Below are 26,701 nucleotides of genomic sequence, written 5' to 3' on the forward strand. Positions count from 1 at the left end.
ACGCAAGAACAGGTGGACACCGATCGGATGAGGCTGCCGTGGTTGGGAAAATCCCGGAAAGCCGACCGGACACCATCTTCCGCCGTCATTTATCATACGGAAATCATCGCCGACATCCTGGTGCCCGAACGCGCCGAGAATGTTCGCTTCTTCAGCCGCAAGCAGGTCCGCGCCGGCAAGTTGCGCACCTTCAACAACAGGGATCTCCGCGAGCTGCTGCTGGCCGCCTTTTATCTCGGGGTCGCGGCATTGCTACCGGTCAATTGGTGGGCCGCGATCTGCAGCCGCGTATCGGGGCTGCGCCTCAAGCGCCATATCCGCAAGGATTTCGTGCGCTACGCCGCCGCGACGCGCGCCGTGCTCGGCAATGGCATCGATGCGCAAAGGCAGTTCAGGGCCTTGCTCTGCGCCAACCACCGCCGGCGTTTGCTGCTTGCCGCGCATCTCATCGGCCGCCGCTGGTCACCTGATATCCGGCTGGAGGGCCTGGAAGGCCTGCAAGCGGCGCTGAAGCGCGGCCACGGCGCTATCATCTGGTGCGATCAGTTCACGACCCAGACCATCATCGGCAAACGCGCTCTCCATGAAGCCGGCATCGAGACACACCAGCTCAGCGTCAGGGCTCACGGCATATCCGATTCGACCTTCGGCTTGCGCTTCCTGAACCCGCCGATGGTTCGGGTCGAGAACCGTTTCCTGAAAAGCCGGATCGTGTTCGACCGCAGCGACGCCTACCAGGTCACCGGCCGGATCCAGAAGATCCTTGGCAGCAACGGCGTGGTGTTGGTGACCAACACGGTGCATGCCGGCTCGACATTCACCGAAGTCGGCCTTGGCGAGAGCGGCTGGACCCACCTGGCTTCGGCGCCGACGAATTTCGCTGCCAGAGGCAAGGCGGCGCTGTTTTCCATGTCGACCTTCGAGACCGATCCGTTCCGCCAATACCGCGCCGTCCTAAGTCCCGAACTGGTGCCGGCCCCGGCAGAGGCCGGCGAGCGCGCGGCCAGAGCCGGCGCCAAGAACATGGCGCTGCAGGCCGAGTACATATTGCTCAAGCGCGACCGCTTGCTGGAGGCGCTGAAACTCTATCCCGAGCAAATGATGGTCTGGTCCGGCGCCGACCGGTTCACCGAACGGCCGGAAACCGCCTTGCCCGACGAGGGTGGTTCATGATTTTGCGCCGGCCAGCAGGCTGGCAACGGCGGTGACGATCTCAGCCACTGGAAGTGTGGCGTCGGCCGTCAGCGCCCGCTCGTCGGCGCCAGGCGGCTCAAGGATGGCGAACTGGCTTTCGACCAGGCTTGCCGGCATGAAATGGCCCTTGCGGTTGGCGACACGCTGCTTGGCGGTTGCGGGATCGATCTTCAGATAGATGAAATCGATATCCCGGCGGAAGCCACGCAGACGATCGCGGTAGCTGCGCTTCAGCGCCGAGCAGGCGGCAACCACGCTTTGGCCGCTGCCGGTCAGGTCGGCGATCCGCTCGCCGATGGCATCGAGCCAGCCCTCACGCAGTTGATCTGTGAGCGGCTCGCCGCTCGCCATGCGGGCGACGTTTTCGGGTGGGTGCAGCCTGTCGCCTTCGACAAAGACGGCCCCTTCCTCTGCTGCCAATGCTTTGCCGACAGCCGATTTTCCGCAGCCGGCGACGCCCATCACCACAATGGCCCGAGGCACTGAGCCGGTAGCGCCCATTGGCGCCTTTGCGGTCTTTTCGTCCACGGTCAGCGGCTTGCCGGCGCGCGGCCGTAGAGCAGGAGCATGGCAACGATGACCAGGCCATAGACGATCTGCCGCCCCGCCTCCGGCATCTGCATGACCGAAAGGATGGACTGCAGGAGCGTGATCAGGATGACACCGGCGACGGTGCCGAGATAGGAGCCGCGGCCACCCAGGATCGAGGTGCCGCCCAGAACCACGGCGGCGATCGACGGCAGGAGATAGGCATCGCCCATCGATTGCGCCGCCTTGGAGGCATAGCCGGCGAGAAGCACTCCGCCAAAGGCGGACAGCCCGCCTGAGATAGCGAAGGCGATCATCACCACGCGCCTTGTATCGATGCCGGAGAGATAGGCGGCACGCTCGCGGTTGCCGATGCCGTAGACGGTGCGGCCGAAGCTGGTGCGGGACAGCACAAACACCATCGCAGCGCCAATCAGCGCCCAGATGATGACGGCGTTAGGCACGCCAGGAATGGTAAAACCTGTCGCAAGATAGCGCATGGCGCCGGTGGCCGAATCCTGTGGCGAGTAGCCGCCGGTATAAACGACCATGAGCCCTTGCGCGACAGCGTTGGTGGCGAGCGTGATGATCATCGAGGGTATGCGCAGATAGGCGACGCCAAAGCCGTTGACGATGCCGATCAGCACCCCGCAAAAGATGCCGAACGGGATGGCCAGCGCCACACCGATCGGGCCATAGGCGGCAGCCGCACACGCCATCATCGCGCCCGCCGCCACCGCCCACGGCACCGACAGGTCGATTTGGCCTAGCAGGATGACCAGCATCATGCCTGTGGCGATGACGCCGAGGAACGAGGCCACCTTGAGCTGCTGCAAGAGATATTCAGGCGACAGAAAGCTCCTGGAATAGAGGCTGCCTAGGAACAGCAACAGCACGATGCAGGCGAAGGCCGTCAGCACCGCCGGATCGGCGCGGCGGATGAATTTCGGCACGCGGCCGGCGATACCGCCCAATGTCGTTTCGCTCACAGGAACCACTCCAGCCGGTTGCGGACCCGAAACAGCGCAAACGCGCCAAGGCTGACCGCGACCAGCAGGATCACGCCCTGGAACAGCGGCTGCCATAGCGGGTCGAAATCGAACACGAACAACAGGTCACCGATGGTGCGGAAGGCCAGCGCGCCGAAGATGGCGCCGATGGCGCTGCCTTTCCCGCCGAACAGCGAGACGCCGCCCAGCACCACCGCGGCGATCGAAAACAGCGTATAGGCGTTGCCGCTGGCATAGGCTGCATCGCCGGTATAGGTGAAGAAGGTCAGGAACAGTCCGCCGATCGCGGCCAACAGGCCTGCGAGCGCGTAGGCAGCGAACTTGCCGCGCCTTATCGGCACACCGGACATGTAGGCCGCCGTCTCCGAGGATCCGGCCGCATAGGCCGCGCGCCCGAGCACCGAGCGGCTGAACGGTACCCAGACCACGAGCACGACGGCGAGCAGCACGACCAGGCTCGCCGGCACCACGCCCAACAGGCGTCCGGTCAGCGCGTCGGCGAGACCTTCGTTGACCGAACCGCCGGGAAACGGCCTGAGCAGCAGCGCGATGCCGAAATAGACCGCACCCGTGGCGATCGTGGCGACGATCGGCTGCAGGCGGCCGTAGATGACGATGGCGCCGTTGATCGCTCCGCACAGGAGCCCGGTGCCGAGCACGGCGATGACGCCGAAAGCGGTCTCGAGGCCGGTGCCGATGACCAGCCAGGAGGCGAGGCAATTGGTCAGCGTGAAGATCATGCCGACGGAGAGGTCGATGCCGGCGGTGATCACGACCAGTGTCTGCGCCATGGCGACGAAGGCGAGCAGCACGCCCTTGTTGGACGCCGTCTGCACGACATTGGCGGTGAAGCCCGCCGGATGGTTCGAGGTGTAGATGACGAACATGACAATGAATATGCCGAGTGCCATCAGTGTTCCGCGCTGCTCGGCCAGCCAGTAGCGCCACTCTTTCACGCGTCCGCTCCCTGTCTTGCGCCGGCATCGTCTCTTCCGCCGGCGTCATCGCCGTGGATGTTCAGCGCGCTTGCAATCAGCGCCCGCTCGGTGATCTCGGCTCCGACCAGCTCGCGCTTGACCGCGCCGTCATAGAGCACCAGCACGCGGTCGCAGCAGCCGATCAGTTCGTCATAGTCGGTTGAATAGAACAGGATCGCCGCCCCCGCATCCGCCAGCTTGCGCATCAGTTGATAGAGTTCCTGCTTGGTGCCGACATCGATGCCGCGCGTCGGATCGTTGAGCAGGATGATGCGCGGCTGGCGCATCAGCCATTTGGCGATGACCACCTTCTGCTGGTTGCCCCCCGACAGCGCACCGACCGGAATGTCGAGGCCGGCCGTCTTGATCGCCAGCAGCCCGACCATGTCGTCGATCAGCCGCTGTTCGGCGGCGCGGTCGATGATGCCGGCCTTGGACAGCCGGTCTAGGGCGGCAAAGGAGAGGTTCTCGCGCACCGTCATCGGCAGCATCAGGCCTTCGGTCTTGCGGTCCTCCGGGATCAGCGCCATGCCGATGCGGTCGTCGCGCGCCGCTTGCGGGCTGGCGATCGAAACCGGCTTGCCGTCGATAAGGATATGGCCGCCGAGGCCGCGCAGCACACCGAAAAAGGCAAGCAGCAATTCGCGCTGGCCCTGGCCGTCCAGGCCGCCAAGGCCGACGACCTCGCCTGCCCCGACGGTCAGCGAGACATTGTCCAGCCGGTCCGTCCAGGACAGCTTGCGCGCCTCCAGCACAGGAACGGCGGCGGCGGCAGCGTGCGCGGGTTTCGGCGGGAAAATATGGCTGTATTCGCGCCCGATCATCAGTTCGACGACTTCGTTGTCGCTCTTTGTGCCTGCCTTGTAGCTGGCGACATTGCGGCCGTTGCGAAACACCGTGCAGTGGTCGGCAAGCTCGGCGATCTCGTTCATGCGGTGCGAAATGTAAAGCAGCGCCAGCCCTTCCGAGCGCAGTCGCTTGAGCACGCTGAATATTCTGGCAACGTCCGTCGCGGTCAGCGCCGAGGTCGCCTCGTCGAGGATCAGGATGCGCGGCTTCCTGGCCAATGCCTTGGCGATCTCGACCATCTGTCTTCTTGAAAGCGGAAGATCCTTGACCAGCGCCAATGGATGGATGTCGGCCGCACCTGCGCGTGCCAGCGCATCCTCGGCAATGCGGCGCTGCGCCTTGCGGTCGATCATGCCGAAACGCTTCGGCGGATCGGAGATGACGATGTTGTCGGCAACGCTGAGTTCGGGAACCAGCGACAGCTCCTGGAAGATGCAGACGATGCCGGCCTTGTTTGCAGCAGCAGGCGAAGCGAACGTCACCTCGCTGCCGTTCAGCATCATGCGGCCTTCGTCGGGCGCGACGACGCCCGCCATGACCTTGATCAGCGTCGATTTGCCGGCGCCGTTTTCGCCGAGAATGGCGTGGATGCTACCGGACGAGACCGAAAGCTCGGCCTTTTCCAGCGCCCGCACACCACCATAGCGCTTGGATATGCCTTCCATCCGGAAGAGCGGAACCGCACCGTCCATCGGCCCTCCCGAGGCAGTTTGACTTCAAGGGATATCGAGTGGCCGGCGCCGCGGAGAGCCCGCGGCGCCGGATATGCCGCCTATTGGTCAGCCCCTATTGGTCAGCTTTGGTCTGACCCATGATTTCCTGCGCGGTGAAATTGATGCCGCAGGTCGGGAAGGAATTGCCGACGAAGAAATTGTCGGACTGGTCGGGGAAGAAATCCTGACCGGCCTTGAAGTTCGGATCCTCGACGATCGCCAGTGGCAGTTTCACTGCTTGCGGAACGACGTTGCCTTCGAGCGCGGCAATCGCCGTCTTGATGGCAACCGCGACCTGCGCCGGACCGGTGCCGGCCGATGAGCATTTCAGCCCGTCGCCGGCATGTGCCGCGCAGAACTTGCGGAAACCGTTCTCGGTCTCCCCGCCGAACGGCACGAAAGCATGCTTGGCATCGATCATCGCCTGCACGATGCCGGTGTCGCCGCCTTGCCCGGTGATACCGTCGAACGGACCGTTGGTGGCAATGGCGTCGGCCGTGGCTTTCTGCGCCACGCCGTCGTCCCATTTGCCGACCACCTCGGTGACGTCCCATTTCTTGCCCGAGGCATCGAGCGCTTCATGGATGCCGTTGTGACGGTCGGTGTCGACGGAAGTTCCGGCAACGCCGCGCACTTCGAGCACCTTGCCGCCATTCGGCACATGGCCGACCAGCCATTTGCCCCACAATTCGCCAAGGCCCTTCTGGTCGACATTGACGTTGATGGCGTCCTTGGTGTCGAGAATATTGTCGAAGGCGACGAGGATGACGCCAGCTTCCTTGGCGCGCTTGATGACCGGCCCGAAAGCGGTCGGGTTCTGGGCGTTGACGACGATCGCGTCATAGCCGGAATCGATGAAGTTGTTGATCGCCGAAATCTGGGCCGGCACGTCCTCGCCGGTCGAGACGACCTTGAATTCCTTCAGTTTCGCGGCGACCTCCGGCTGGGCCGCATAGGCCTTGGCGGTCTGCACCATCTGGATGCGCCAGGTGTTGGCGATATAGCCATTGGCGAGCGCGATGCGGTATGGGCCGTCTTTCTTGGGGAACTTGAAGAACTGCGTATCGGCCGCCCAGGGCGCAAAGCAATCCGGCTCAGCCGACGGTCCCTTGACGACTTCCGGGTCGGCCATGGCCGACGAACTCAGCATGACGAATGCAGTGGCGGCAACGATGCCACCAACAAGTGACTTGATCATAGATATTCCTCCCAGTTGTAGTTTTATTTGCTGCTGCTTGTTTATTTGATGCGGTTTGTCGTGGTGTGTTTTCCACGCCTGCCGAAGGCCCTCCAGCCTGGCCGGCGCCACGTCTCAAGGGCCGAAGCCGGCCCGATCCCCTCCCCCTCGCCGCTTCACAGGCGAGAAACGAAACTAGCATATTATACATAATAAACAAGCATGAGCTGTTGCTTATGTATAATAAACAGGGGCGGCCTTTCATCAAAACGTCTGCCCGGCGAAAATGGTAGCGCTACCATGACGTTGTGTAAAGCACCATTTGCTGAGGCCGCCAAAGCCTGTTCAGCGTGCGGTGCTCTCGCGGGGCTTGAGTTCGAAACCGAGATCGACGACCCGCTGCTCAGGCCTTCGTCCTGCGATCGCCGCCAGCGCCATGGCGACAGACCGACGGCCGATTTCATAGCGAGGGGTGCGGATACTGGTGAGCGGCGGGAACGCCGCCTGCATCATTTCGAGGTCGTTGAAGCCGACAATGCCGATTGTTTTCGGCACGTTGAGCGCGGCGCTATGGCATTCGAACAAAACGCCGAGCGCGATGTCGTCATTGTTGCAGAAGACGCCGTCGAGCGCCGGCATCTTGGCCAGCGCATCGCGAAGCAGCTCGCGGCCGAGCGTCACGCTGGACAGTAGCGGAGTGGTGGTGACGAGCCGCGGGTCGAACAGGCCGGCCTTCTCCATTGCCGCGCGATAGCCGGCAAGCCGCCGCTGCGAGCGCGGGTCCATGCGTGCGCCGATGAAGCCGATCCGCCGGCAGCCCGCCTCGATCAGATGCTCGGTCGCGGTGCGGCCGCCGTCGAAATGCGAGAAGCCGACCAGCATGTCGACCGGATCGGGCCCGGTCTCCATCACCTGCACCACCGGGCAGCCCGCGCTCTCCAGCAGCTTTCGCGAGGTCGGCGTCTGGTCGATGCCGGCCACGATCAGCGCCGCCGGGCGCTGCGGTGCGAACACCTGCAGCAGGCGCTCCTCCTCGAGGCCGGAATAATGGGTGTTGCCGAGCTGGACGCGGAACGGGCCGTCCGACAGGCTGTCATAGATGCCGCGCACCACTTCTGCGAAGACGTTGTTGGTCAGCGACGGCACCAGCACGCCGAACACATCGGCGCGCGCCGAGGCCAGTGCCCGTGCATTGGGATCCGGGACATAACCGAGTTCGTCGACGGCGGCCTGGATCTGGCGCCGCAGATCCTGGCTGACGCGTTCCGGTTCGCGCAGCGCCCGCGACACGGTAATGGCGCCGACGCCGGCCTTGCGCGCCACATCTGATAGGGTCGGGCGGCCGCCCCCGCGACGCGAGCGCGGCTTGGTCATGGACATCCTCCACGTGCCGGGCCCCGGCCGCTGCGCCCTTGCGAAACCATGTTCAGCTTTTCCACTGCCACCATGCCAACCGGCTGCTGCCGCACCCACTCGCCTGCTGGCGTCGCGCAGCCAATCGCCCTTGTCAAGCAACAGGGCAATCCTGCCTTCCTAAGCCATCAGGGCAGCACTGCGTTTTGCTTTCCACAGCAGCAGCCCGATGGCCACTATGTTCAGCAAGTTCCACGCGATCCCGTTGAGGAACGCGGCGGCGTAAGAGCCGGTCAGGTCGTAGATCCAGCCCGACATCCAGCCACCGATCGCCATGCCGAAGATGGTCGCCATCATGACGATGCCGATACGCTGGCCGGCCTCCCTGGCGGGCAGGTATTCGCGCACGATGATGGCATAGCAAGGCACGATGCCGCCTTGCGACAGGCCGAACACCAGCGACACGACATAGAGCGAGGCAAGCCCGTCGAACGGGATGTAAAACAAAAGCGACAGGCATTGCAGCACGGAACCGATAAGCAGGGTTTTCACGCCGCCGATGCGGTCGGCGACAAAGCCGGAGGCGAGCCGGCTGACGACGCCCGCCGCCATCATGATCGACAGCATGTCGGCGCCATGCGCAATGCCGTAGCCAAGATCCATGCAATAGGCGACGATGTGCACCTGCGGCATCGACATCGCCACGCAGCAGCCGAGACCGGCAACGATCAGCAGCACCTGTAACGCCGCCGGCGACAGCGAAATCGACTGCACTGGCCGGCTTCCGGGCGAACCGGCGGCAGCCGCCGCCGGAGCAGCGCGCCGCAACAACAGCACCAGTGGCACCATGGTGACCAGGCAGAAGACACCGATGCCGGCATAGGTGAAGCGCCAGCCTTCCGCCTTGATCAGTGTCGGCATGATGGTTGGCCAGAGCGCTCCGGCGAGATAGTTGCCAGCCGCCGCAGCTGTGACGGCGACGCCGCGCCGACGGTTGAACCAGTGCGAGATGTCGGCGATCAGCGGCCCGAAGATCACCGATGTGCCGACACCAATCAGCACGCCCTGGGCAAGGGTGAATTGCAGGATAGAGGTCGACAGCGCGGCGAGCAGCAGGCCGGCGGCGAGAGCCACCGAGGATAGCAGTGCCGGGATCCAATACCCCATGCGATCGACCGCGCGGCCAACCAGCACATTGCCGGCGGCGAAGCCGACCATGGTTGCGGTGTAGGGCATCGATGCCGCGGCGCGGTCAACGCCGAACTCGGCCTGCACGGCCGGCAGCACGACGACGACGGCCCACATGCCGACCGCACCGATCGTCGCCAGCAGCATGGAGATGGCAAGCCGCATCCAGGCGTAGCTGCTGTCGATGCCGGGGCTATCCGCCTGATTGGCGACGATCGGGGTCAAGGCGTTTCCTGTCTACGGTCCTGGGAAGTCGACCGTTGTGTCGCCACTATCGGCGCATTCACCGCGACGGGCAGCGCCACAGGGCCATGATCCGTGGCTCCAGCGGCCCGGCGGCTTTCTCGGGAACCGGCGGCGGCCTGCTCGAGTTTTTGCGACAGGAAGGAGTTTGTCATGACCGCGAAAAAGAAATGGTCGGCCGAGGTGACCGAGCACAGCGATGCGATGGACCTCGAGGACCACATCTTCGAAGCCGACGACGCCAGGAAGATCGCGGCCTCGCTCAAGCGCTCGGCCGAGCACAGCGACCGCCGCAAGGCCGAGCCGTTTCAGTCGGCCATGTCGATGCTGAATTTCTACATCAACCGCGCCGGCAAGAACCTGCCGCAGGCGCGCCGGAAAGTGCTCGAGGACGCCAAGGACGAACTGCGCGCGGCCTTCGGAAGGCCGCAGCAGGATTAATGCATGTCGCTAAAAAGTGGCGCCGGTTTTGAGACAACGACATGCAAAGACCTAAGCGCGTCGACTTAGTCCGTTCAAACGGGACGCGCTTTAGCGCTCCCGATTGGCTCTGCCAAATTCACCTCAACTGGACCTAGTGACAGGTCCTCTTTCCCCTCAGTTTGCCGGCCTCGGCTTTGTGTTTCCCCGAGCCCTTTGAAGTAGCGGCATGACGGTCAAGATCGGCATCAATCCCATCACCTGGAGCAATGACGATGTTCCCGCACTCGGCGGCGATACGCCGCTCGCGACATGCCTGTCGGAAACCAGGCAGGCCGGCTATCGCGGCACCGAACTCGGCGGCAAATTCCCCAGGCGAAGCGACGAGCTTGGACCGATCCTGTCTTCTTACGGACTGGAACTCGTCTCCGGCTGGTATGACGGCCGCATTCTGGACCGCACGGTCGACGAGGAATTCGCCGCCCTCACCTCGCATCTGACCCTGCTGCGCGACCTCGGCGCCAAGGTCGTCGTCTATGCCGACACCTCGCGCGGCCGTCATGACGGCATTTTCGCGCCGATCTCACAGCGTCCGCGCCTCGCTGACGGCGAATGGACCGCCTATGGCGAGAAGCTGACCGAACTCGCCGACCGCATGGCTGCCTTCGGCGTCGGCATGGCTTTCCATCACCATATGGGCACGATCGTCGAGAGCGATGACGAGGTCGACAGGCTGATGGCCGCAACCGGCAAGAGCGTCGGCCTGCTGTTCGATACCGGCCATTGTCTGTTCTCAGGCGGCGACCCGGCCTCCCTCCTGAACCGGCATCTCGACCGCATCGTGCATTTCCATTGCAAGGACGTCCGCGCGGCCGTGCTGGAGAAGGCACGGCGCGAGGACATGAGTTTCATGGCGGCAGTGATGGAAGGAATCTTCACCGTGCCCGGCGATGGCTCCGTCGATTTCCTGTCGCTGCTGCAGCCTCTGGCCAGCCATGGCTTCGAAGGCTGGATCGTCGTCGAGGCCGAGCAGGATCCGGCCAAGGCACACCCCTTGACCTATGCCACGAAAGGTTACGCTTCGCTTCTCAAAACGGCCTGCGCGGCCGGGTTCGACGTGGCAATACGAGACATGGCCTAACCACCGCCGGGGGGCTGGTGGTTGGGCCGGTTGGGCGCGCGCCTCGGTAGGGGTAGCGACGCGAAAGCGCCCGGCGATCCGCGCCGCCGCCCTCCCTTGGCGGCGCGGATCGCACAGTTCTTGGCATCGAAATTTTTGCCCGCGAGTTGCCGGCCCGGCGTTTCCAGCTTGAGGCTGGCGACGAGGCATGCCTTGATGCAGATGGAGGAGCGACATGGCATTCGAGGCGGCACTCGGCATGGAACGGCTTTGCACCATCCGTGAGATCGCCGAGAAGGCGGAACTCGGCGCGGCAACCGTTCACCGCGCGCTGAAGAACAGCCGCGAGGTTCATCCCGAAACCAGACGGCTGGTGCTGGAGACTGTCTGCCTGCTTAACGAAGAGAAGATCGCCCGCGCCGCCAGGTTGGTCGGAGACTAGCTTGGCCGACCATATGCGCCTTTCCCTCGACATCATGTCGGTCGACCGCGGCTCGGACGAACCGATGCACCGGCAGATCTACGGCGCCTTGCGGCGCTTCATCCTCGACGGCCAGATCCAGCAGAACACGCTGCTTCCTTCGACACGCTCGCTGGCCGAGGATCTCAAGGTCGGCCGCAACACGGTGATCGCCGCCTACGACCAGCTGCTCGCCGAAGGGTTTATAGAGGCGCGCGCCGGGTCCGGCACCTGGGTGGCGCCGATCCAGCAGAAACGCCCGCCGGCCGCGCTGCGCGCCGGCCTCGCCGCCCCGCAAAAACTCTCGCGGCGCGGTCAGACCATCGTCAACGGCCCGCAGCCGCCACGCAATGCCGGCGTCATCAACTTCCATCCGGGCGTGCCGGAATCGGCATCCTTTCCCTTCACCATCTGGTCGAGCCTTCTGGTGCGCAATGCGCGCAGCCGCGATGAGAATTTGCTCGGCTATATCTCCTTTGCCGGCCATCCCGGCCTGCGCCAGGCCATCGCCTCGACCATAAGCCTGTCGCGCGGCATCAATTGCACCGCCGACCAGGTCATCATCGTCACCGGCGCGCAGGCAGCACTCGACCTCGCTTCGCGCGTGCTGATGGACGAAGGCGACCATGTCTGGATGGAGGAGCCCGGCTATCTCGGCGCCAAGAGCGCCTTTCTCGCCAGCGGCGCGCAGCTTGCGCCCTTGAAGGTCGATCGCCTTGGATGGCATCTCGCAGACCCAGAGCTGCCGCCGCCGCGCCTGATCTATGTGACGCCATCCTGCCAGTGGCCGTTCGGCACCATCATGCGCATCGAGGAACGACTGCAGCTGCTTGACATCGCGGAACGCCACGGCGCCTGGATCGTCGAGGACGATTATGACGGCGAATATCGTTATCGCGGCCGGCCGGTGCCGGCGCTGCGCGGCCTCGATCATGCCGACCGCGTCGTCTATATCGGTTCCTTCGGCAAGACGCTGATCCCGGCGCTGCGCATAGGCTATCTCATCGTGCCGCGCGAACTGTCCGTGCCCTTCGACCGTGCCGTGTCGATCACCGGCCAGTTCGCGCCGCTGATCCTGCAGGCGACGGTCAACGACTTCATCACGCAAGGCTATTTCGCCACGCATCTGAAACGCATGCGCCGCCTCTATGCGCGCCGGCAAGCCAATTTCGTCAAGCTGTGCCAGGAGCATCTGGCCGAATGGCTGACGGTGACCGAGAACGATTCCGGCATGCAGCTGCTGGCCAGTTTTGTCCGACCCTACAAGGACAGTGACGTCGTCGCCGCCGCCGTCAAGGAGGGCCTCGACGTGCAGGGCATCTCGATCAACTACCATTCGAGCGAGCCGGAACACGGCCTGCTGCTCGGCTATGCCGCGATGGACGAACGCCAGATCCTGCGCGCGGTGCTGGCGTTGCGCGCTGCCTTCATGCGGCTGGACCGGCAATAGGCCGATCCAGCGCTGAGCGCTTCAATTCACACTATCGAATTTCTGCAGATCGACGGGCGCTGCCTTGCGCACCTCGACGTCGTCCAGCGAGGCATTCTCCAGCGCCACACGGGCCGCCGCATCGATGTTATGGATCATGTCGTCGATGTCGGCGTCGCCATGCGCCGGATTCATCGCGATCATCACCGTGCGGTTGAGGATGTCGAGAGAACCCCTGCCCAGATCGTCGGCATAGGTCAGCCGCAGGCCCTTGTTTTCCGGCAGCGTGTACGGATTGAGCGCCGGATGATGCGCGCCCTCATGCATCAGCACCTGGTCCCACTGAGTGAAATTGTGGCGGCCGGTCTTGCCGGCAATGACGCTCGGAATGGTCTTCGAAAAAGTCTGCGCCGCCTGTTCGCTGGGCAGCAGATACATCACCTGCGCCGCGCAATCGTCGTCGGGGCTGTTCATCGGCGACGGCGTCAGGCCGAGATTGCCGAGATGGCGCGTGCCGGCCAGCACCTTCTTCTTCTCCGCCCGCATCGCCTCGATGATGCCGTCGAGACGGTCGAGCTGGACATTGAGCATTGCACCCATCAATTCCGAGGCGCGCGCGCCGATGCCGGCGAACGGCTTGATGCTGTCGCTGCGGCCCTGCCAGTAGAAATGGCAGGGGTCGATGGCGCAGCGCGCGCGCTCGGCCACTTTCAGGTCGCTGGTGGCGATGCCGCCGCCCTCGCCGGAGGTCATGTTCTTGAAGTAGTTGAAGGAGTAGGCCCCGGCATGGCCGATCGAGCCGAGCTTCTTGCCCTCATAGCCGCCGCCAATGCCCTGGCAGACATCTTCCAGCACGAGCAGACCGCGTTTTTTAGCGATATCCATGATCGCGTTCATGTTGCAGGCCGCACCCCACATATGCACCGGGATGACCGCCTTGGTGCGCGGGCCGATGGCATCGCGCAGAGCGGCCGGGTCAATGGTCAGGCTCTCGTCGATATCGACAATGACCGGAATGGCGCCGACCGACAGCACTGCCGTTGCGGTCGCCATATAGGTGTGCGCCGGCACCAGCACCTCATCGCCCGGGCCGATGCCGAGGCCGATCAGGCCGGCGGCGAGCCCATAGGTGCCGCTGGCGGCCAGCGCAAAATGCTCGACGCCGAGATGCCTGGCATAGCGGGCCTCGAAGCGGTTGCACTCGCTGTTCTCGCCATAGCGAAACAGCGCACCCGAGCGGATCACCCTGGCAATGGCTTCGATCTCTTCTTCGCCGGCAGTGTACATGGCAAGTCTCCACATCGCTGATGGTATGAAAGCAGTACGCCTGCGGCCGCTGTTTGAAAGAACCACTCCGCTGCGATCTGACCAAGCCATCCCGGTTGCTTGATGGCCGGGTTTGACGCCGAATGTGGGCATATCGAATGAAATCGACATTCCAGAATGCAGGCCCGCGGAAAAATCGTACCCATCCGAATTCGTCGAAGTGGCCCTGTCGGAAAGCCGGCATTGGGCGTTCCATCGCGTCCAGTTGGGCAAACGGTCGGTTCCATGCAGCACGGGACACACTTTGGAAGACCCTCGAAACCGGCGTGCCGGCAAGATGGTGGCCGGCAAGATGGTGGCCGGCAAGACGGTGGCCGTCCATGACGCGACAGCTCGTCCTGCATGAAGACGATGTCGGCATGTGCCATGGCGCCAACAGCGCCTTCCTCGAACTGACCGCACTGGGCGCCTGCAGCTCCGGCGCCGTGATGGTGCCGTGTCCATGGTTCCCTGAGATGGCCGAAGCGGCAGCCGCCGATCCGCGGCTCGATCTCGGCGTCCACCTGACGCTGAACAGCGAAAAGCAGCACTACAAATGGCGGCCGCTGACGTCGCCGTCGCGCGCGGCCGGCCTGACGGACGAGTTCGGCTATTTCTGGCCCGATGTCGCGACCACCCGCCGCAAGGCAGCACCGCAAGCGGTGGAAACCGAGCTTCGCGCCCAGATCGACACCGCCTACTGCGCCGGCATCGACGTCACTCATCTTGACGCCCATATGGGGGCAGCGCTGTCGCCCGAGTTTTGCGACGTCTACATCAAGCTCGGCCTGGAATATCGCTTGCCGGTGCTGTTGACCAAAACGCTGTCGGCCTATTCGCCCAACGACAATCTGGTTGGCGTCACCGAAGCGGCGTTCCAGCGCGGCGTCACTGAAGCCCGGGCCAAGGGCTTTGTCATCTTCGACGCCGCCATTCAGACGACCTGGGGCCGTCCACGCTCCAAGCCGATAAAGCCCGCCTACAAGGCATTGGTCGAAGGGGTGCGCGAAGGCCTGACCTTCTTTTGCCTGCACTTCAACGCGCCGGGCGAGTTGGAACTCATCGAGCCTCGCTCCGCCTATATCCGCACCGAGGAATATGAACTCTTCCGCGACCAGGCTTTCCGCGACTGGCTCGGCGCGCAGGACATCGACATCATCGGCATGAAGCCGCTGCGCGAGGAGCTTCGTGCACGGCTCGGGGCATCGACACCGGCAAAGGCCCGCAAAGCGGCCACCCGGGCAGCACCGTAAGCCGATCCATCGGCCAATGGCGCAAAGAGGGAATTGGAACTGCAACGACAATGGGAGAATGACATGAAGACTGTTCTGAAACTGGCGCTCGGCGCGCTTGTCTCGATGAGTATGCTGGCGGGCGTCGTGCAGGCCGCGGGCCTGAAGAACCCGAAGGATGTCCGCATCACCTTCGTGGTGCATGGCTCGGCCTCCGATCCCTACTGGTCGGTGGTCAAGCGCGGCGTCGACGATGCGGCGGCGCTCACCGGCGCCAAGGTCGAATATTATGCGCCGCAAGTGTTCGACGTCGTCGAGCAGGCCCGCCTGCTCGACGCGGCCATCGCCACCAATCCAGACGGCATCGCCGTCTCCATTGCCGACGCCAATGCACTTGGTAAATCGGTCAAGGCCGGACTTGCCGCCAACATTCCGATGGTCGTGCTGGATTCCGGCGAGAAGGAAGGCGCCGAACTCGGCACCTCTCTCTATGTCGGCACAGTCTCCGAATATGATTCCGGCAAGAAGGCCGGCGAGCGGCTGGCCAAGGAAGGCACGCTCAAGGTCGTCTGCATCAACCACGAGGTCGGCAATGTCAGCCTCGACCAGCGCTGCCAGGGGTTGAATGACGGGCTGAAGCCGTCAGGCGGCGGCACCGAGGTGCTTACCGTGTCGCCCGATCCGGCCGACATCCAGCGCCGCACCGAGGCCTACCTGTCGGCGCATCCCGACACCCAGGCCGTCTTCGCGCTGGGCGCCACCGCCGCCAATCCGCTGATCCCGTTCTTCCGGCAGAAGGAGTTGTTCGGCAAGATCAAGCTCTACACCTTCGACATCAGCCCCGAAGTCCTGGATTCCGTCGTCGCCGGCGAAATGGGCTTCGGCATGGACGCCCAGCAATATCTGATGGGATACCTGCCGGTGATCTATCTGGTCGAGCATGCCACACATGGCTTCTGGCCGCAGAACAACGCCTACACCGGCCCGCTGTTCATCGACTCGCCCGACAAGGCCAAGGCGATCCTGGCGCTCGCCAAGGACGGCATCCGCTAAGGCAAGACCAAAACGGATCGGGGAGCCGCCATGCGCTCCCCGTCTCTGGTCGAGATTGCGAAGTGAGCGATTGGGGAGCCTAATGGCTGTTGTGGAAGACAAGGCGATACCTCCAGAAGCGCCGGCCCCCGGGGTACTGGGCAAGGACCGTTTCGGCATGACGTCGAAACGGGCGGCCGGCGCTGACGAGCGGCTGGCCAGCACCGGCCGGCTGACGCAATGGCTGCGTCGGCCCGAAGCCGGTGCCGCCGGCGGCCTCATCGCCACCATCATCATCTTCGCCCTGCTGCCGGGTGCGTCGAACCTCTATTCGCTGCAGGGGTCGATGACCTTCCTGACGCTGGCAGCCGAACTCGGCATCATCGCCACGGCCGCAGCCCTTCTCATCATCGCCGGCGAGTTCGATCTCTCGGTCGGCTCGATGGTCGGCTTCGCCGGCGTCGTCATCGGACTGACGGTGAAATATTGGGACCTGCCGCTGTGGGGCGGCATCGCCTGCGCCTTCGCTGTCGCCATCCTCACCGGCTACGTCAACGGCCTGATCGTTGTGAAGACCCGCCTGCCCTCCTTCATCGTGACGCTGGCGTCGCTCTACATCCTGCGCGGCCTGTCGATCGGCATCACCCGCGCCGTCACCGGCCGCACGCAGATCCCCTACATCCTCGACGGCGCGCCGGACCCGGCAACCGCGGGCCTGTTCAACGGCCATCTCCTGACCGGCTTCTTCCAATGGATGGGCACGCAAGGCTGGATCGCCACCCGCACCGACGGCATTCCCTTCGTCGTCGGCATTCCGATGTCGATCGTCTGGTGGCTCGGACTGACAGCGCTTGCCGGCTATGTCTTGACCCAGACCAAATACGGCAACTGGATCTTCGCCACCGGCGGCGACCTCAATGCCGCCCGCAATGTCGGCGTGCCGGTCGACCGTGTGAAGATCGCGCTGTTCATCTACACCGCCTGTGCGGCGACCTTGCTTGCCACCATCCAGGTGATGGAGGCCGGCTCCGCCGACACCACGCGCGGCCTGCTCAAGGAATTCGAGGCGATCATCGCCGCGGTCATCGGCGGCGTGCTGCTGACCGGCGGCTACGGCACCGTCTATGGCGTGCTGTTCGGCGCGCTGATCTTCGGCCTTGTGCAGATGGGCATCTTCTACACCGGCATCGACACCGACTGGTTCAAGGTCTTCCTCGGCATCGTCATTTTGATGGCCGTGCTGGTCAACAACTACATCCGCCTCAAGGCGCTCGGACGCGGAGGCGGCAAATGACCTACCCAAACCCATCCCCGGCCATCCAGCCAGCCATGGAATTACGTGGTGTGTCGGTCAATTTCGGCTCGGTGCGCGCGCTGCAGGATATCGACATCAAGGTCTATCCCGGCGAGGTGCACTGCCTGCTCGGCGACAATGGCGCCGGCAAGTCGACACTGATCAAGGTTCTGTCGGGCGTGCACCGGCCGACCAAGGGCGAGATTTTCGTCGACAGCAAGCCCGTCAGCTTCCGCAGCCCGCGCGACGCGCAGGACCTCGGCGTCGCGACGGTCTTCCAGGACCTCGGCATGATCTCGCTGATGTCGATCACGCGCAACTTCTTCCTCGGCCGCGAGCCGACCAGAAGCCGCCTGCCCTTCTCGCGCTTCGACAAGGAGCGCGCCAACACAATTGCCCGCCAGGCGATGGCCGATATCGGCATCGACGTGCGCGACCCGACACAGGCAGTCGGCACGCTGTCGGGCGGCGAGCGCCAGTCGGTGGCCATCGCGCGCGCAGTCCACTTCGGCGCCAAGGTGCTGATCCTCGACGAGCCGACCTCGGCGCTCGGCGTGCATCAGGCGGCCATGGTGCTGAAATTCATCATCGAGGCGCGCATGCGCGGGCTGGCGGTGATCTTCATCAGCCACAACATCCACCACGCCTACCCTGTCGGTGACACTTTCACGCTGCTCAACCGCGGCCGCAATCGCGGCACATACGCAAAGTCCGAGATCTCGCGCGACGAGGTGATTTCCATCATGTCGGGCGGCGAGGATCTGAAGGCGGTGGAAGCTGAGATTGCCGGGCTGTTGGCGCAGATCGGCAATCGGCCGGCCGCCGCACCCTGAGCCTGGAACACTTTGCAGAGAGTTTTAGCAGCATGAGCAGGATACGGGTTGGCGTTATCGGCGCCGGCATGATCTCGCAGATCATGCATATTCCGAATCTGTTGCGGCTCGGCGACCTGTTCGAACTGGTCGGCGTCGCCGATCCGTCGAAAACCTCGCGTGAGTTCGTCACAGATATCCACGGCATCGCCAATTTCGAAACGCCGGAGCAACTGTTCGGCCAGAAGCTCGACGCCGTCGTCATCGGCTCGCCCGACCCGCTTCATTACGAGCAGGTACTAGCCGCCCTTGGGTGCGGCCTGCATGTCTTCTGCGAAAAGCCGCTCTGCTATTCCCCGGCGGAAATCGCCGAGATCATCGCCGCGCGCGACAAGGCCGGCAAGGTTATGCAGGTCGGCTATATGAAACGCTTCGATCCGAGCTACCGGCTGGCGCTGGCCTCGCTGCCCGGCACGGCAAAGACGTTGCGGTCCGTCTCGGTCGAGGTCAACGATCCCGATGCCTGGCCGTTCATCGCCCACCAGCGCTACAAGCGAGGCAACGACATTCCCGAGGAGCTGATTGCCGCCGCGCAAAGCAAGCAGAAACAACAGGTCGAGCGCGCCATCGGCCAGCCCATGACCGATCTGGCTTTCCGTGGGTTTACCGGCGCTTACAGCTCCGCCTTGATTCACGATGTGAATGCCGTGCACGGCCTGCTCGACGCGCTCAGCGTGCCGGAGGGCGAGGTTGTCGGCGCGCAGATCTTCGCCAATGGCGATGGCGGCCAGGGCGCGGTAAAACTGCTCGACGGCCAGGCGCTGTGGACGATGACGCATCTCACCGTGCCGAAGCTCGCCGACTACAAGGAACGCATCACGCTGTTCTTCGACGATGCCAGCCTTGAGCTCGAATTCCCCTCGCCCTGGCTCAACCATCATCCGACCCGGCTGACTGTGAAGACCTCGGACGGCCACACACTGTCGACGAAGGATCTGCGTGCCGGCTACGGCGAAGCCTTCGTCGAGGAACTGCGCGGCTTCTGGGGTGCGATCGTCAATGGCGACGAGGTGGTCAACCGCCCCGAGCACGCCGCCCGCGACCAGGCGCTGCTGGTCGCGCTGACCAGGCAGCACCTGGCCACTTCGCAGGCCGGCTGAGCGCTCGCAGGATGTGTTGAGATTCAGGTCAGGCCGCGCCGAAAACGTTGGATTTCGAGAACCGGAGCGGAGCGTACTTAAGTACGTGAAGCGCGAAAGCCGGCGTTTGCAGGCCGGCCTCACCTGAATATCAGCATATCCTACCGGGTGTTGATGACGCCGTCGGTATTGGCGAGCAGCTTGCGCACCGCGTTGCGGGCCGCCTCCGGCCGCTGCAGGCGGATGGCCTTCTCGATCGCCTCGTGCAGTTGCTGTGCATGCTGCAGATCGTCGAGTTCGCGCGTCGTATAGGTGAACAGATGATCGAAGGCGGATTCGATCAGCACGCCGAGCGGCACCAGCAGATCGTTGCCGGAGGCGCGCAGGATGGCCAGATGGAAACGCGTATCGGCGCGCGTGCGCTCCTGCAGGCTCGGCGCCTCGCCCATCTCGCGGCAGGCCTGGCTGATCTCGGCCATCTGCTCCTCGGTGCGTCGCATGGCTGCGAAGGCAGTCGCTTCCGGCTCGATGATGTGGCGGAATTCCTGCACCGTCTTCAGGAACACCTCACGGTCGGGCGCGGTCGCGTACCAGGCGAGCACATCGCGATCGAGCAGGTTCCAGCGCTCCCTGGGCTCCACCCAACTGCCGATCTTGGGGCGCGACGCCAAAAGGCTTTTGGCCATCAGCATCTTGATCGCTTCGCGCACCGCAGAGCGACTGACGTTGAAGGTTTCGGACCATTTGGCTTCATTGGGCAGGATGGTGCCTGGCGGATAGTCGCCGCGCACGATCCGAAGCCCGATTTCGCTGGCCAGCGAGGCATGCACGCTGGTGCCGGGCATCCGGGTGGCGTCAGCCCGGCGAAGGGTCGCCGGGCGCTCGCCGGATGCCGCCTTTTCAGGCTTCTTTCCCTTATTCGGCTTTCCGTCCCTCATGCGTCCACAAAGTCCGGATTTCGAAAGCTGTCAAGCAAAGGACGGGACGTTGACGGCAAAGCCTGCGGCTGTGCACAGATCAGGTCGCAACCTTGCCCCCGGCCGTCCTATTTGACGTATTTGCGCCAGCTGTGCTCGGGACGGAAGCCGAGCATGTCCCTGGCCTTGCGGTTCGAGAGCAGCGTTTCATATTCGCCGAGATCCGCCTTGACCGGCACGTCGGGGTAAAACCGCTTCAAAAGTTCGGCCGTCGGCAGGTCGGACGAGGTGTCGTCATTGGCGGCGTTGAACACCTGGAAGCCGAGCCCGTCCGTTTCAACGGCGCGCAGCGTGATCTGGCCGAGATCGCGCGCGTCGACATAGCTCCAGGCGATGCGCTTGCGAAAGCCCGGATCGGCAAACCACTTCGGAAACAGCGAATATTCGTGCGGTTCGATGACGTTGCCGATGCGCAAGGCATAGATATCGGTGCCGTTGCGCTGCGCAAAGGCGCGCGCCGTGTGCTCGTTGACGACCTTGGACAGAGCATAGCTGTCCATCGGATCGACGTCGTATTCTTCGTCGAGTGGGAAATATTTGGGATCGCGCGGCTCGTTGGCGAACACCACGCCGTAGGTGGTCTCGCTGGACGCGATCACCACCTTCGGGATGCCGAGCTTCACCGCCGCCTCGATGACGTTGTAGGTGCCCATCGCATTGATGCGGAACGCCTCATTGTCGGTCGTGATCATGATGCGCGGTATGGCGGCGAAATGCACCACGGCATCGACCGGCTGCGGGCGCAGCGACGGATCGAATTCATGCAGGCCCATATAGCTCGACAGCGCGTTGAACACCTGGCCGCTGTCGGTGATGTCGGTGATCAGCGTGCGCACCTTGGGATTGTCGAGCGGCCTGGTGTCGATGTTGAGCACCTGGCAGCCCTGTTCGACCAGATATTGCACGACATGGCGACCGGCCTTGCCGCTGCCGCCGGTGAACATGATCCGCTTCGTCATTTTCGTCTCCAATGCCTAGGATTTCCGTGTATTGTCAGACAATATGGCATTCCGCAACCACCCTCGCCCGCCACACGGCGGCGCCCACTATCAATCATCGCAACAGGACTTCAAGACATGACCACGACCGCCGCGAGCGAAAAGATCGGCTTTATCGGCCTTGGCCTGATGGGGCACGGCATTGCCAAGAACATCGTCGACAAGGGCTATGGCCTGACCTTCCTCGGCCGCAAGAACCGCAAGCCGGCGGAGGACCTGATTGGCCGGGGCGCCAAGGAGGCGGCGACTTCGCGCGACGTGGCGGCGGCGTCCGACATCGTCTTCATCTGCGTCACCGGCTCGCGCGAAGTGGAAGCCATCATCCGCGGCCCCGGCGGCCTCAAGGAGGGCTTGAAGAAGGGTTCGGTCGTCGTCGACTGCTCGACCGCCGATCCGGTCTCGACGGTGGCGCTGGCGGCGGAACTGAAGGAGATCGGCGTCGACTTCGTCGATGCACCGCTCAGCCGCACCCCGAAGGAAGCCTGGGAAGGCACGCTCGACGCCATGGTCGGCGCGCCCGACGCGCTGTTTGCCCGTGTGAAGCCGGTCATCGAAACCTGGGCCGGCCGCATCGTTCATATTGGCGATACAGGTGACGGCCACCGCATGAAGCTGCTCAACAACTTCATCTCGCTGGGCTATGCCGCGATCTATTCCGAGGCGCTGGCGCTGGCCGAAAAGGTCGGCATCTCGCCACCGCGTTTCGACAGCGTCATCCGCAACGGCCGCATGGATTGCGGCTTCTACCAGACCTTCATGCGCTGGACGCTGGAGGGCGACCGCGACGCACATAAATTCACCATCGCCAACGCCTTCAAGGACCTGACCTATCTGGAATCGATGGCGGGCGCGGCCGGCATCGCCAACCCGCTCGGCAACGCCACCAAGAACTCCTTCGCCGGTGCCCATGCCACTGGCCCGGCCGAGCAATTCGTGCCGATGCTGGCGACATATATCGGCAAGGTCAACGGCGTCGACCTGATGCCCAGCAAGGATGGCAAGAAGCAGACGATTTGAGGTGGCGAAAAGCCTGTGTCAGCGCCTCGACCGGCCGATAACATCGTCGGTGTTGGCGAGCAGTTTGTGCACCGCATTGCGCGCGGCCGCAGGACGCTGCAGGCGGATGTTCTTCTCGATCGCCTCATGCAGCGCCTGCGCCCGCCGCTGATCGCTGGTCTCGCGTGTGACGAAGACAAAGAGATGATCGAGCGCCGACTCGATCAGAACGCCAAGCGGCACCAGCAGATCGTTGCCCGAGGCGCGCAGTATGGCGAGGTGAAAACGCGTATCGGCGCGGATACGCTCCTGCAGGTTCAGAGCCTCGCCCATCTCACGACAGGCCTGGCTGATCTCGTCCATCTGCTCGTCGCTGCGCCGCGTGGCGGCAAAGGCCGACGCTTCCGGCTCGATGATGTGACGGAACTCCTGCACCGTGCGCAGGAAGGCCTCCCGGTCCGGCCCGGTCGCGTACCAGGCCAGCACATCGCGGTCGAGCAGGTTCCAGCGTTCCCTGGGCTCGACCCAGCTGCCGATCTTGGGCCGTGAAGCCAGCAGGCTTTTGGCCATCAGCATCTTGATGGCTTCGCGCACCGCCGAACGACTGACATCGAAGGTCTCGGCCCATTTGGCCTCGTTGGGCAGAATGGTGCCGGGCGGATAGTCGCCACGCACGATTCTGAGGCCGATCTCGCCGGCCAGCGAGACATGGACGCTCGCTCCCGGAAAATGCGCGGCACCGGCCCTGCGCATGACAGCCGGACCGCGGCTGGCTTGTGCCTTGGCCCGCTCGGCTCGCTTCTTTGATTTCTCGTCCGGCATTCACGTTCCAATGCGTCGGCCGTCTGCGTCCGGACTGGTCCGAACCTGCACGGCGCGCCGATCTCGTTGCCGAAAATCCAAACTACAAGCGCGTCAAAGCCGGAGCCTGCTGCCCCAACCGTTGCGTCCGTTCGGGAAGAGACGGGGCGCCCGTCAAAGGGCGCCCCGAAATCGAGAACCTACTTCTGGATGCAGGTGTCGACCGTGTCCTTGGTGCATTCGTCGAGGCCGGTGAACACCGGATCGGCGACGGCCTTGCCTTCGACCAGATCGATCATCACCGATGGTGCCTTGTAGCCCATTTCGAACGGCCGCTGACCGACCAGAGCGGTCACAAGGCCGTCACGGGCGATCGCCACTTCATCGCCGATCGTGTCGGCGGCGCCGATGACGAAGTCGTTGCTGGCGATGCGGTCCTTGAGCGGCCCGAACAAGTCACGATAGGGCTGCGGTGCGCCAAACAGCGGCCAGCCGCCCATGATGCCGAAGGCGTCGAGCTTGGGGTTGGCGGCGAGGATGTCGGTCATCGCCTGCACGCCCTTGGCGCCGTCGTCATTGGTGAACACCGGGCAACCGGCAACTTCGGTCCAGCCGCCTTCGCCGGCAAGTGCCGCCAGGCCTTCCTTGCCCGACAGCGCGTCACGCATGCCCTGCGCCCGGCGCAGGATGTTGTCGGCCGCGGGATTGCCTTCGATGGTACAGATCGTGCCGCCGTTCGGCTTGCCCTTCTTGATGTACTCGCCGATCTTGTGACCCATCAAATAATTGTCGGTGCCGAGATAGGTCTTGCGCAGCGCGGCATCTTCCTTGCTGAGATCGGCGTCGAGCGTCATGATCGGGATCGTCGGATTGGCGGTCTTGATCGTCTGCGCGATCAGCGGCGCGTTGGATGGCGAAATCGCCATTGCCACCGTGTCGGCCTTGCTCAGCATGTCCTGAACGATCTGCGCCTCGCCGGCCTCGTCGGAGGTCGATGCCGGGCCGGTGTAGAAGCATTCATATTCCGAGCTGGCATTTTCCTTGTTCCATTTCTCGCAGCCCTGGTGGATGGCTTCGAAGAATGGATTGTCGAGACCCTTCACCACGATGACGAGCTGTTTCTTGGCCAAAGCCGGCCCGGCGCCCAGCGCCATGGCGGCGACGGCGGCGAGCAAAAGTGTTTTCCTCATGTCAGTCCTCCCTTGAAACAGACGGACACGGCGTGCCCGCCACACAGATCGACCGGATGCTTAATGACCGAGGTTCGTTTCACGAGCACTCGTGTCGCCAAGACAGATCGATAAGCATTTCCAGATGCGGCATTGGCCGGCTCAACACATGGGTGGCGCCGCAACCTCGACCGATAAACCTCCGCCGATTCCGCCCGGCTAACCGCCAGCGGCATCGGCATAATCTCCTCCGACGCTTAGCTAATATCGGCTTGCGGCCAACGTCAATGCTATTTGTCCTACAAAACGGATTTTTGGATAACCAAGGCTTCAATTCGTCCGACAATTGATTGACGAGCGCCGGCTTTTGCGTAAAAGAACGCTGACGCTGTTTCCGGGAGGAGATGGGGAGAGCGGGGCCAAAGCAGCGCCGGCATTCACGCCGGGAACAGCAGCGGGTCGCAAACACGGGGAGGCAAAGACTGGTGGCGGTTCTCGAACTCACCAACATCTCGAGGCATTTCGGCGCCATCCAGGCGGTCAACGACGTATCGCTGTCGATCGAGCCCGGACAGGTGGTCGGCCTCATGGGCGACAACGGCGCCGGCAAGTCGACGCTGGTCAAGATGATCGCCGGCAATTTCCGCCCCAGCCATGGCGTCATGCGCATGGACGGCAAGGAGTTGATCCTGCACAAGCCGGCCGAAGCTCGCCAGCACGGCATCGAGATCGTCCACCAGGACCTGGCGCTGTGCAACAATCTGACCGCTGCCGCCAATGTCTATCTCGGCCGTGAATTGCGCCGCGGCGTCGGCCCTTTACGCATCCTCGACTATGCCGCCATGTACAAGCGCGCCGGCCAGCTCTTCGCCGAGTTGAAGTCCGAGACCCGTCCGCGCGACCTCGTCAAGCAGATGTCGGGCGGCCAGCGCCAGGCAGTAGCGATTGCCCGCACCATGCTGTCGCAGGCCAAGATCGTGTTGATGGACGAACCGACGGCCGCGATCTCGGTGCGCCAGGTCGCCGAAGTGCTGAACCTGATCCGCCATTTGCGCGACCAGGGCATCGCAGTGGTGCTGATCAGCCACCGCATGCCTGACGTGTTCACCGTCGCCGACCGCGTCATCGTCATGCGGCGCGGCCGCAAGGTCGCCGACAAGACGATTGCGTCAAGTTCGCCCGAGGAAGTCACCGGGCTGATCACCGGCGCCATCGAACAGGTTTGATCTCAGCGAATTTCACCACGCACAGCACATGAAGGTCGACGATGGCACTGACAATTGACCAGCCGATCGAACAAAAGCAGCAATCCTTGCCGGCAAGACTGTTTGCCAGCCAGACCTTCTGGGTGGTGATCGCGGTCATCCTGGCCTGCCTGTTCCTGTCTTTTGCCACCGACGCCTTCGCCACGTCGAAGAACCTTTATAACATCACTCGCAACATCACCTTCGTCGCCATCATCGCGCTCGGCATGACCTTCGTCATCATCACAGGTGGCATCGACCTGTCGGTCGGTTCGGTGCTCTGCCTGTCGTCGATGGTGCTGGCCGTCACCATGCATGCCGGCTACTCCATAGAAGTCGGCATCCTCGCCTCGATCGCCACCGCGCTCGCCATAGGCGCCTTCAACGGCATCATGATCGCCTATCTCGGCTTTCCACCCTTCGTGGTGACGCTCGGCATGCTGTCGATTGCCCGCAGCCTGGCCATGGTCGCCTCCAACAACACCGTCGTCTTCCAGTTCGGCCCGGATCACGACAAGCTTCTGGCGCTGGGCGGCGGCGCGTGGGTGTTCGGCATCGCCAATCCGGTCCTCTACATGATCCTTCTGGCGCTGATCACCGGATTCACGCTGCGCTGGACCAAGTTTGGCCGCCACATCTTCGCCATTGGCGGCAATGAGCACGCGGCGACGCTGACCGGCGTTCCCGTCAAGCAGATCAAGGTCGCCGTCTATATGATCTCGGCGCTGGCGGCGGGAATTGCCGGCATCATCCAGACCGGATGGCTGGGTGCCGTCACCACCAATCTCGGAACCGGCATGGAACTGCAGGTCATCGCCGCCACCGTGATCGGCGGCGCCAATCTCGCCGGCGGCGTCGGCACCGCTTTCGGCGCCATTGTCGGTGCCGCGCTCATCGAAGTGATCCGCAACAGCCTTGGTCTGCTCGGCATCAATGCTTTCTGGCAAGGCGTGTTCATCGGCGGCGCCATCCTGCTCGCGGTGCTGTTCGACCGGATCCGCAACTTCAGGCGCAATGACTGAATGTTTTTGGACTGAATCT

The 26,701-nt window shown here is 63.6% G+C and carries 25 protein-coding genes; 13 read left to right on the forward strand and 12 right to left on the reverse strand.

Annotated elements, in window-relative coordinates; translation table 11 throughout:
* The first annotated feature begins 27 nt into the window (after positions 1-27).
* Positions 28-1,173 (forward strand): hypothetical protein, encoded by a 1,146-nt coding sequence (locus tag NLY36_RS05355; RefSeq protein WP_023696192.1) that lies wholly within the window; start codon positions 28-30, stop codon positions 1,171-1,173.
* Here NLY36_RS05355 and NLY36_RS05360 read toward each other — a convergent pair.
* From NLY36_RS05360 to NLY36_RS05390, 7 genes are all read right to left on the reverse strand, one after another.
* The gene (locus NLY36_RS05360) at positions 1,168-1,722 is read right to left on the reverse strand and encodes a gluconokinase (protein WP_023673072.1); all 555 of its coding nucleotides are present in this window, start codon (positions 1,720-1,722) and stop codon (positions 1,168-1,170) included. The two genes, NLY36_RS05355 and NLY36_RS05360, sit on opposite strands and share 6 nt — an antisense overlap.
* 2 nt (positions 1,723-1,724) lie before the next feature.
* Positions 1,725-2,711, reverse strand: coding sequence for an ABC transporter permease (locus NLY36_RS05365; RefSeq protein ID WP_023696194.1), 987 nt, complete (start codon positions 2,709-2,711; stop codon positions 1,725-1,727).
* Positions 2,708-3,688, reverse strand: a complete 981-nt coding sequence (locus NLY36_RS05370) for an ABC transporter permease (protein ID WP_023690800.1) — start codon at positions 3,686-3,688, stop codon at positions 2,708-2,710. The genes NLY36_RS05365 and NLY36_RS05370 overlap by 4 nt, the downstream gene beginning before the upstream one ends.
* Positions 3,685-5,250 (reverse strand): sugar ABC transporter ATP-binding protein, encoded by a 1,566-nt coding sequence (locus tag NLY36_RS05375; RefSeq protein ID WP_023696195.1) that lies wholly within the window; start codon positions 5,248-5,250, stop codon positions 3,685-3,687. The genes NLY36_RS05370 and NLY36_RS05375 overlap by 4 nt, the downstream gene beginning before the upstream one ends.
* A 94-nt stretch (positions 5,251-5,344) precedes the next feature.
* On the reverse strand, positions 5,345-6,469 hold the full coding sequence (locus tag NLY36_RS05380; RefSeq protein ID WP_023682221.1) for a sugar ABC transporter substrate-binding protein: 1,125 nt from the start codon (positions 6,467-6,469) through the stop codon (positions 5,345-5,347).
* Between the two features lie 324 nt (positions 6,470-6,793).
* Positions 6,794-7,822 (reverse strand): HTH-type transcriptional regulator GntR, encoded by a 1,029-nt coding sequence (gntR, locus tag NLY36_RS05385; protein ID WP_023712085.1) that lies wholly within the window; start codon positions 7,820-7,822, stop codon positions 6,794-6,796.
* A 159-nt stretch (positions 7,823-7,981) separates the two neighbouring features.
* The gene (locus NLY36_RS05390) at positions 7,982-9,154 is read right to left on the reverse strand and encodes an MFS transporter (protein WP_050587434.1); all 1,173 of its coding nucleotides are present in this window, start codon (positions 9,152-9,154) and stop codon (positions 7,982-7,984) included.
* Between the two features lie 231 nt (positions 9,155-9,385).
* Here NLY36_RS05390 and NLY36_RS05395 point away from each other — a divergent pair, with 231 nt between their 5' ends.
* From NLY36_RS05395 to mocR, 4 genes are all read left to right on the forward strand, one after another.
* Positions 9,386-9,673 (forward strand): DUF3175 domain-containing protein, encoded by a 288-nt coding sequence (locus tag NLY36_RS05395; RefSeq protein WP_023673065.1) that lies wholly within the window; start codon positions 9,386-9,388, stop codon positions 9,671-9,673.
* Between the two features lie 208 nt (positions 9,674-9,881).
* Positions 9,882-10,793, forward strand: a complete 912-nt coding sequence (gene iolE / locus NLY36_RS05400; RefSeq protein WP_023673064.1) for a myo-inosose-2 dehydratase — start codon at positions 9,882-9,884, stop codon at positions 10,791-10,793.
* Positions 10,794-11,007: 214 nt separating this feature from the next.
* Entirely contained in the window at positions 11,008-11,214 is a 207-nt protein-coding gene (locus NLY36_RS05405) for a LacI family DNA-binding transcriptional regulator (RefSeq protein ID WP_023682225.1), read from the forward strand.
* 1 nt (position 11,215) lies between these two features.
* On the forward strand, positions 11,216-12,682 hold the full coding sequence (mocR, locus tag NLY36_RS05410; RefSeq protein WP_023696197.1) for a rhizopine catabolism transcriptional regulator MocR: 1,467 nt from the start codon (positions 11,216-11,218) through the stop codon (positions 12,680-12,682).
* A gap of 21 nt (positions 12,683-12,703) precedes the next feature.
* Here the strand turns inward: mocR and NLY36_RS05415 are convergent, their stop codons facing one another.
* Positions 12,704-13,948 (reverse strand): DegT/DnrJ/EryC1/StrS family aminotransferase, encoded by a 1,245-nt coding sequence (locus NLY36_RS05415; protein WP_023696198.1) that lies wholly within the window; start codon positions 13,946-13,948, stop codon positions 12,704-12,706.
* A 359-nt stretch (positions 13,949-14,307) separates the two neighbouring features.
* Between NLY36_RS05415 and NLY36_RS05420 the strand changes: the two genes are divergently transcribed.
* The 5 genes from NLY36_RS05420 (at position 14,308) to NLY36_RS05440 (ending at position 19,496) form a co-directional block, all read left to right on the forward strand.
* Positions 14,308-15,219: a polysaccharide deacetylase family protein gene (locus NLY36_RS05420; protein WP_023736002.1), complete on the forward strand. Its 912-nt coding sequence runs from the start codon at positions 14,308-14,310 to the stop codon at positions 15,217-15,219.
* Positions 15,220-15,282: 63 nt separating this feature from the next.
* Positions 15,283-16,251, forward strand: a complete 969-nt coding sequence (locus tag NLY36_RS05425; protein ID WP_023696200.1) for a rhizopine catabolism ABC transporter substrate-binding protein — start codon at positions 15,283-15,285, stop codon at positions 16,249-16,251.
* Positions 16,252-16,408: 157 nt separating this feature from the next.
* A complete protein-coding gene (locus NLY36_RS05430) occupies positions 16,409-17,524 on the forward strand; it encodes an ABC transporter permease (protein WP_023736004.1) in 1,116 nt (371 codons plus the stop codon).
* Complete coding sequence (locus NLY36_RS05435) at positions 17,521-18,357, forward strand: ATP-binding cassette domain-containing protein (RefSeq protein ID WP_050588996.1); 837 nt, start codon at positions 17,521-17,523, stop codon at positions 18,355-18,357. The genes NLY36_RS05430 and NLY36_RS05435 overlap by 4 nt, the downstream gene beginning before the upstream one ends.
* Positions 18,358-18,389: 32 nt before the next feature.
* The gene (locus NLY36_RS05440) at positions 18,390-19,496 is read left to right on the forward strand and encodes a Gfo/Idh/MocA family protein (protein ID WP_023736006.1); all 1,107 of its coding nucleotides are present in this window, start codon (positions 18,390-18,392) and stop codon (positions 19,494-19,496) included.
* Positions 19,497-19,636: 140 nt separating this feature from the next.
* Here NLY36_RS05440 and NLY36_RS05445 read toward each other — a convergent pair whose 3' ends face one another.
* Together NLY36_RS05445 and NLY36_RS05450 are read right to left on the reverse strand one after the other, a co-directional pair.
* Positions 19,637-20,413, reverse strand: coding sequence for a FadR/GntR family transcriptional regulator (locus NLY36_RS05445; RefSeq protein ID WP_023736007.1), 777 nt, complete (start codon positions 20,411-20,413; stop codon positions 19,637-19,639).
* Between the two features lie 107 nt (positions 20,414-20,520).
* A complete protein-coding gene (locus tag NLY36_RS05450; RefSeq protein WP_023699664.1) occupies positions 20,521-21,411 on the reverse strand; it encodes an NAD-dependent epimerase/dehydratase family protein in 891 nt (296 codons plus the stop codon).
* 117 nt (positions 21,412-21,528) lie between these two features.
* Here NLY36_RS05450 and NLY36_RS05455 point away from each other — a divergent pair, with 117 nt between their 5' ends.
* The gene (locus tag NLY36_RS05455; protein WP_023687954.1) at positions 21,529-22,467 is read left to right on the forward strand and encodes an NAD(P)-dependent oxidoreductase; all 939 of its coding nucleotides are present in this window, start codon (positions 21,529-21,531) and stop codon (positions 22,465-22,467) included.
* Between the two features lie 18 nt (positions 22,468-22,485).
* Here the strand turns inward: NLY36_RS05455 and NLY36_RS05460 are convergent, their stop codons facing one another.
* Positions 22,486-23,268 (reverse strand): FadR/GntR family transcriptional regulator, encoded by a 783-nt coding sequence (locus NLY36_RS05460; RefSeq protein ID WP_023712091.1) that lies wholly within the window; start codon positions 23,266-23,268, stop codon positions 22,486-22,488.
* Positions 23,269-23,447: 179 nt separating this feature from the next.
* Positions 23,448-24,437, reverse strand: coding sequence for a sugar-binding protein (locus NLY36_RS05465; RefSeq protein WP_023673050.1), 990 nt, complete (start codon positions 24,435-24,437; stop codon positions 23,448-23,450).
* A 464-nt stretch (positions 24,438-24,901) separates the two neighbouring features.
* On the opposite strand from NLY36_RS05465, the gene NLY36_RS05470 reads away from it, so the two are divergent.
* Positions 24,902-25,642, forward strand: a complete 741-nt coding sequence (locus NLY36_RS05470) for an ATP-binding cassette domain-containing protein (RefSeq protein ID WP_023696206.1) — start codon at positions 24,902-24,904, stop codon at positions 25,640-25,642.
* Between the two features lie 41 nt (positions 25,643-25,683).
* Entirely contained in the window at positions 25,684-26,682 is a 999-nt protein-coding gene (locus tag NLY36_RS05475; RefSeq protein ID WP_023673048.1) for an ABC transporter permease, read from the forward strand.
* Positions 26,683-26,701 lie beyond the last annotated feature (19 nt).

The organism is Mesorhizobium sp. C399B, assembly GCF_030323185.1.
Taxonomy (GTDB): domain Bacteria; phylum Pseudomonadota; class Alphaproteobacteria; order Rhizobiales; family Rhizobiaceae; genus Mesorhizobium.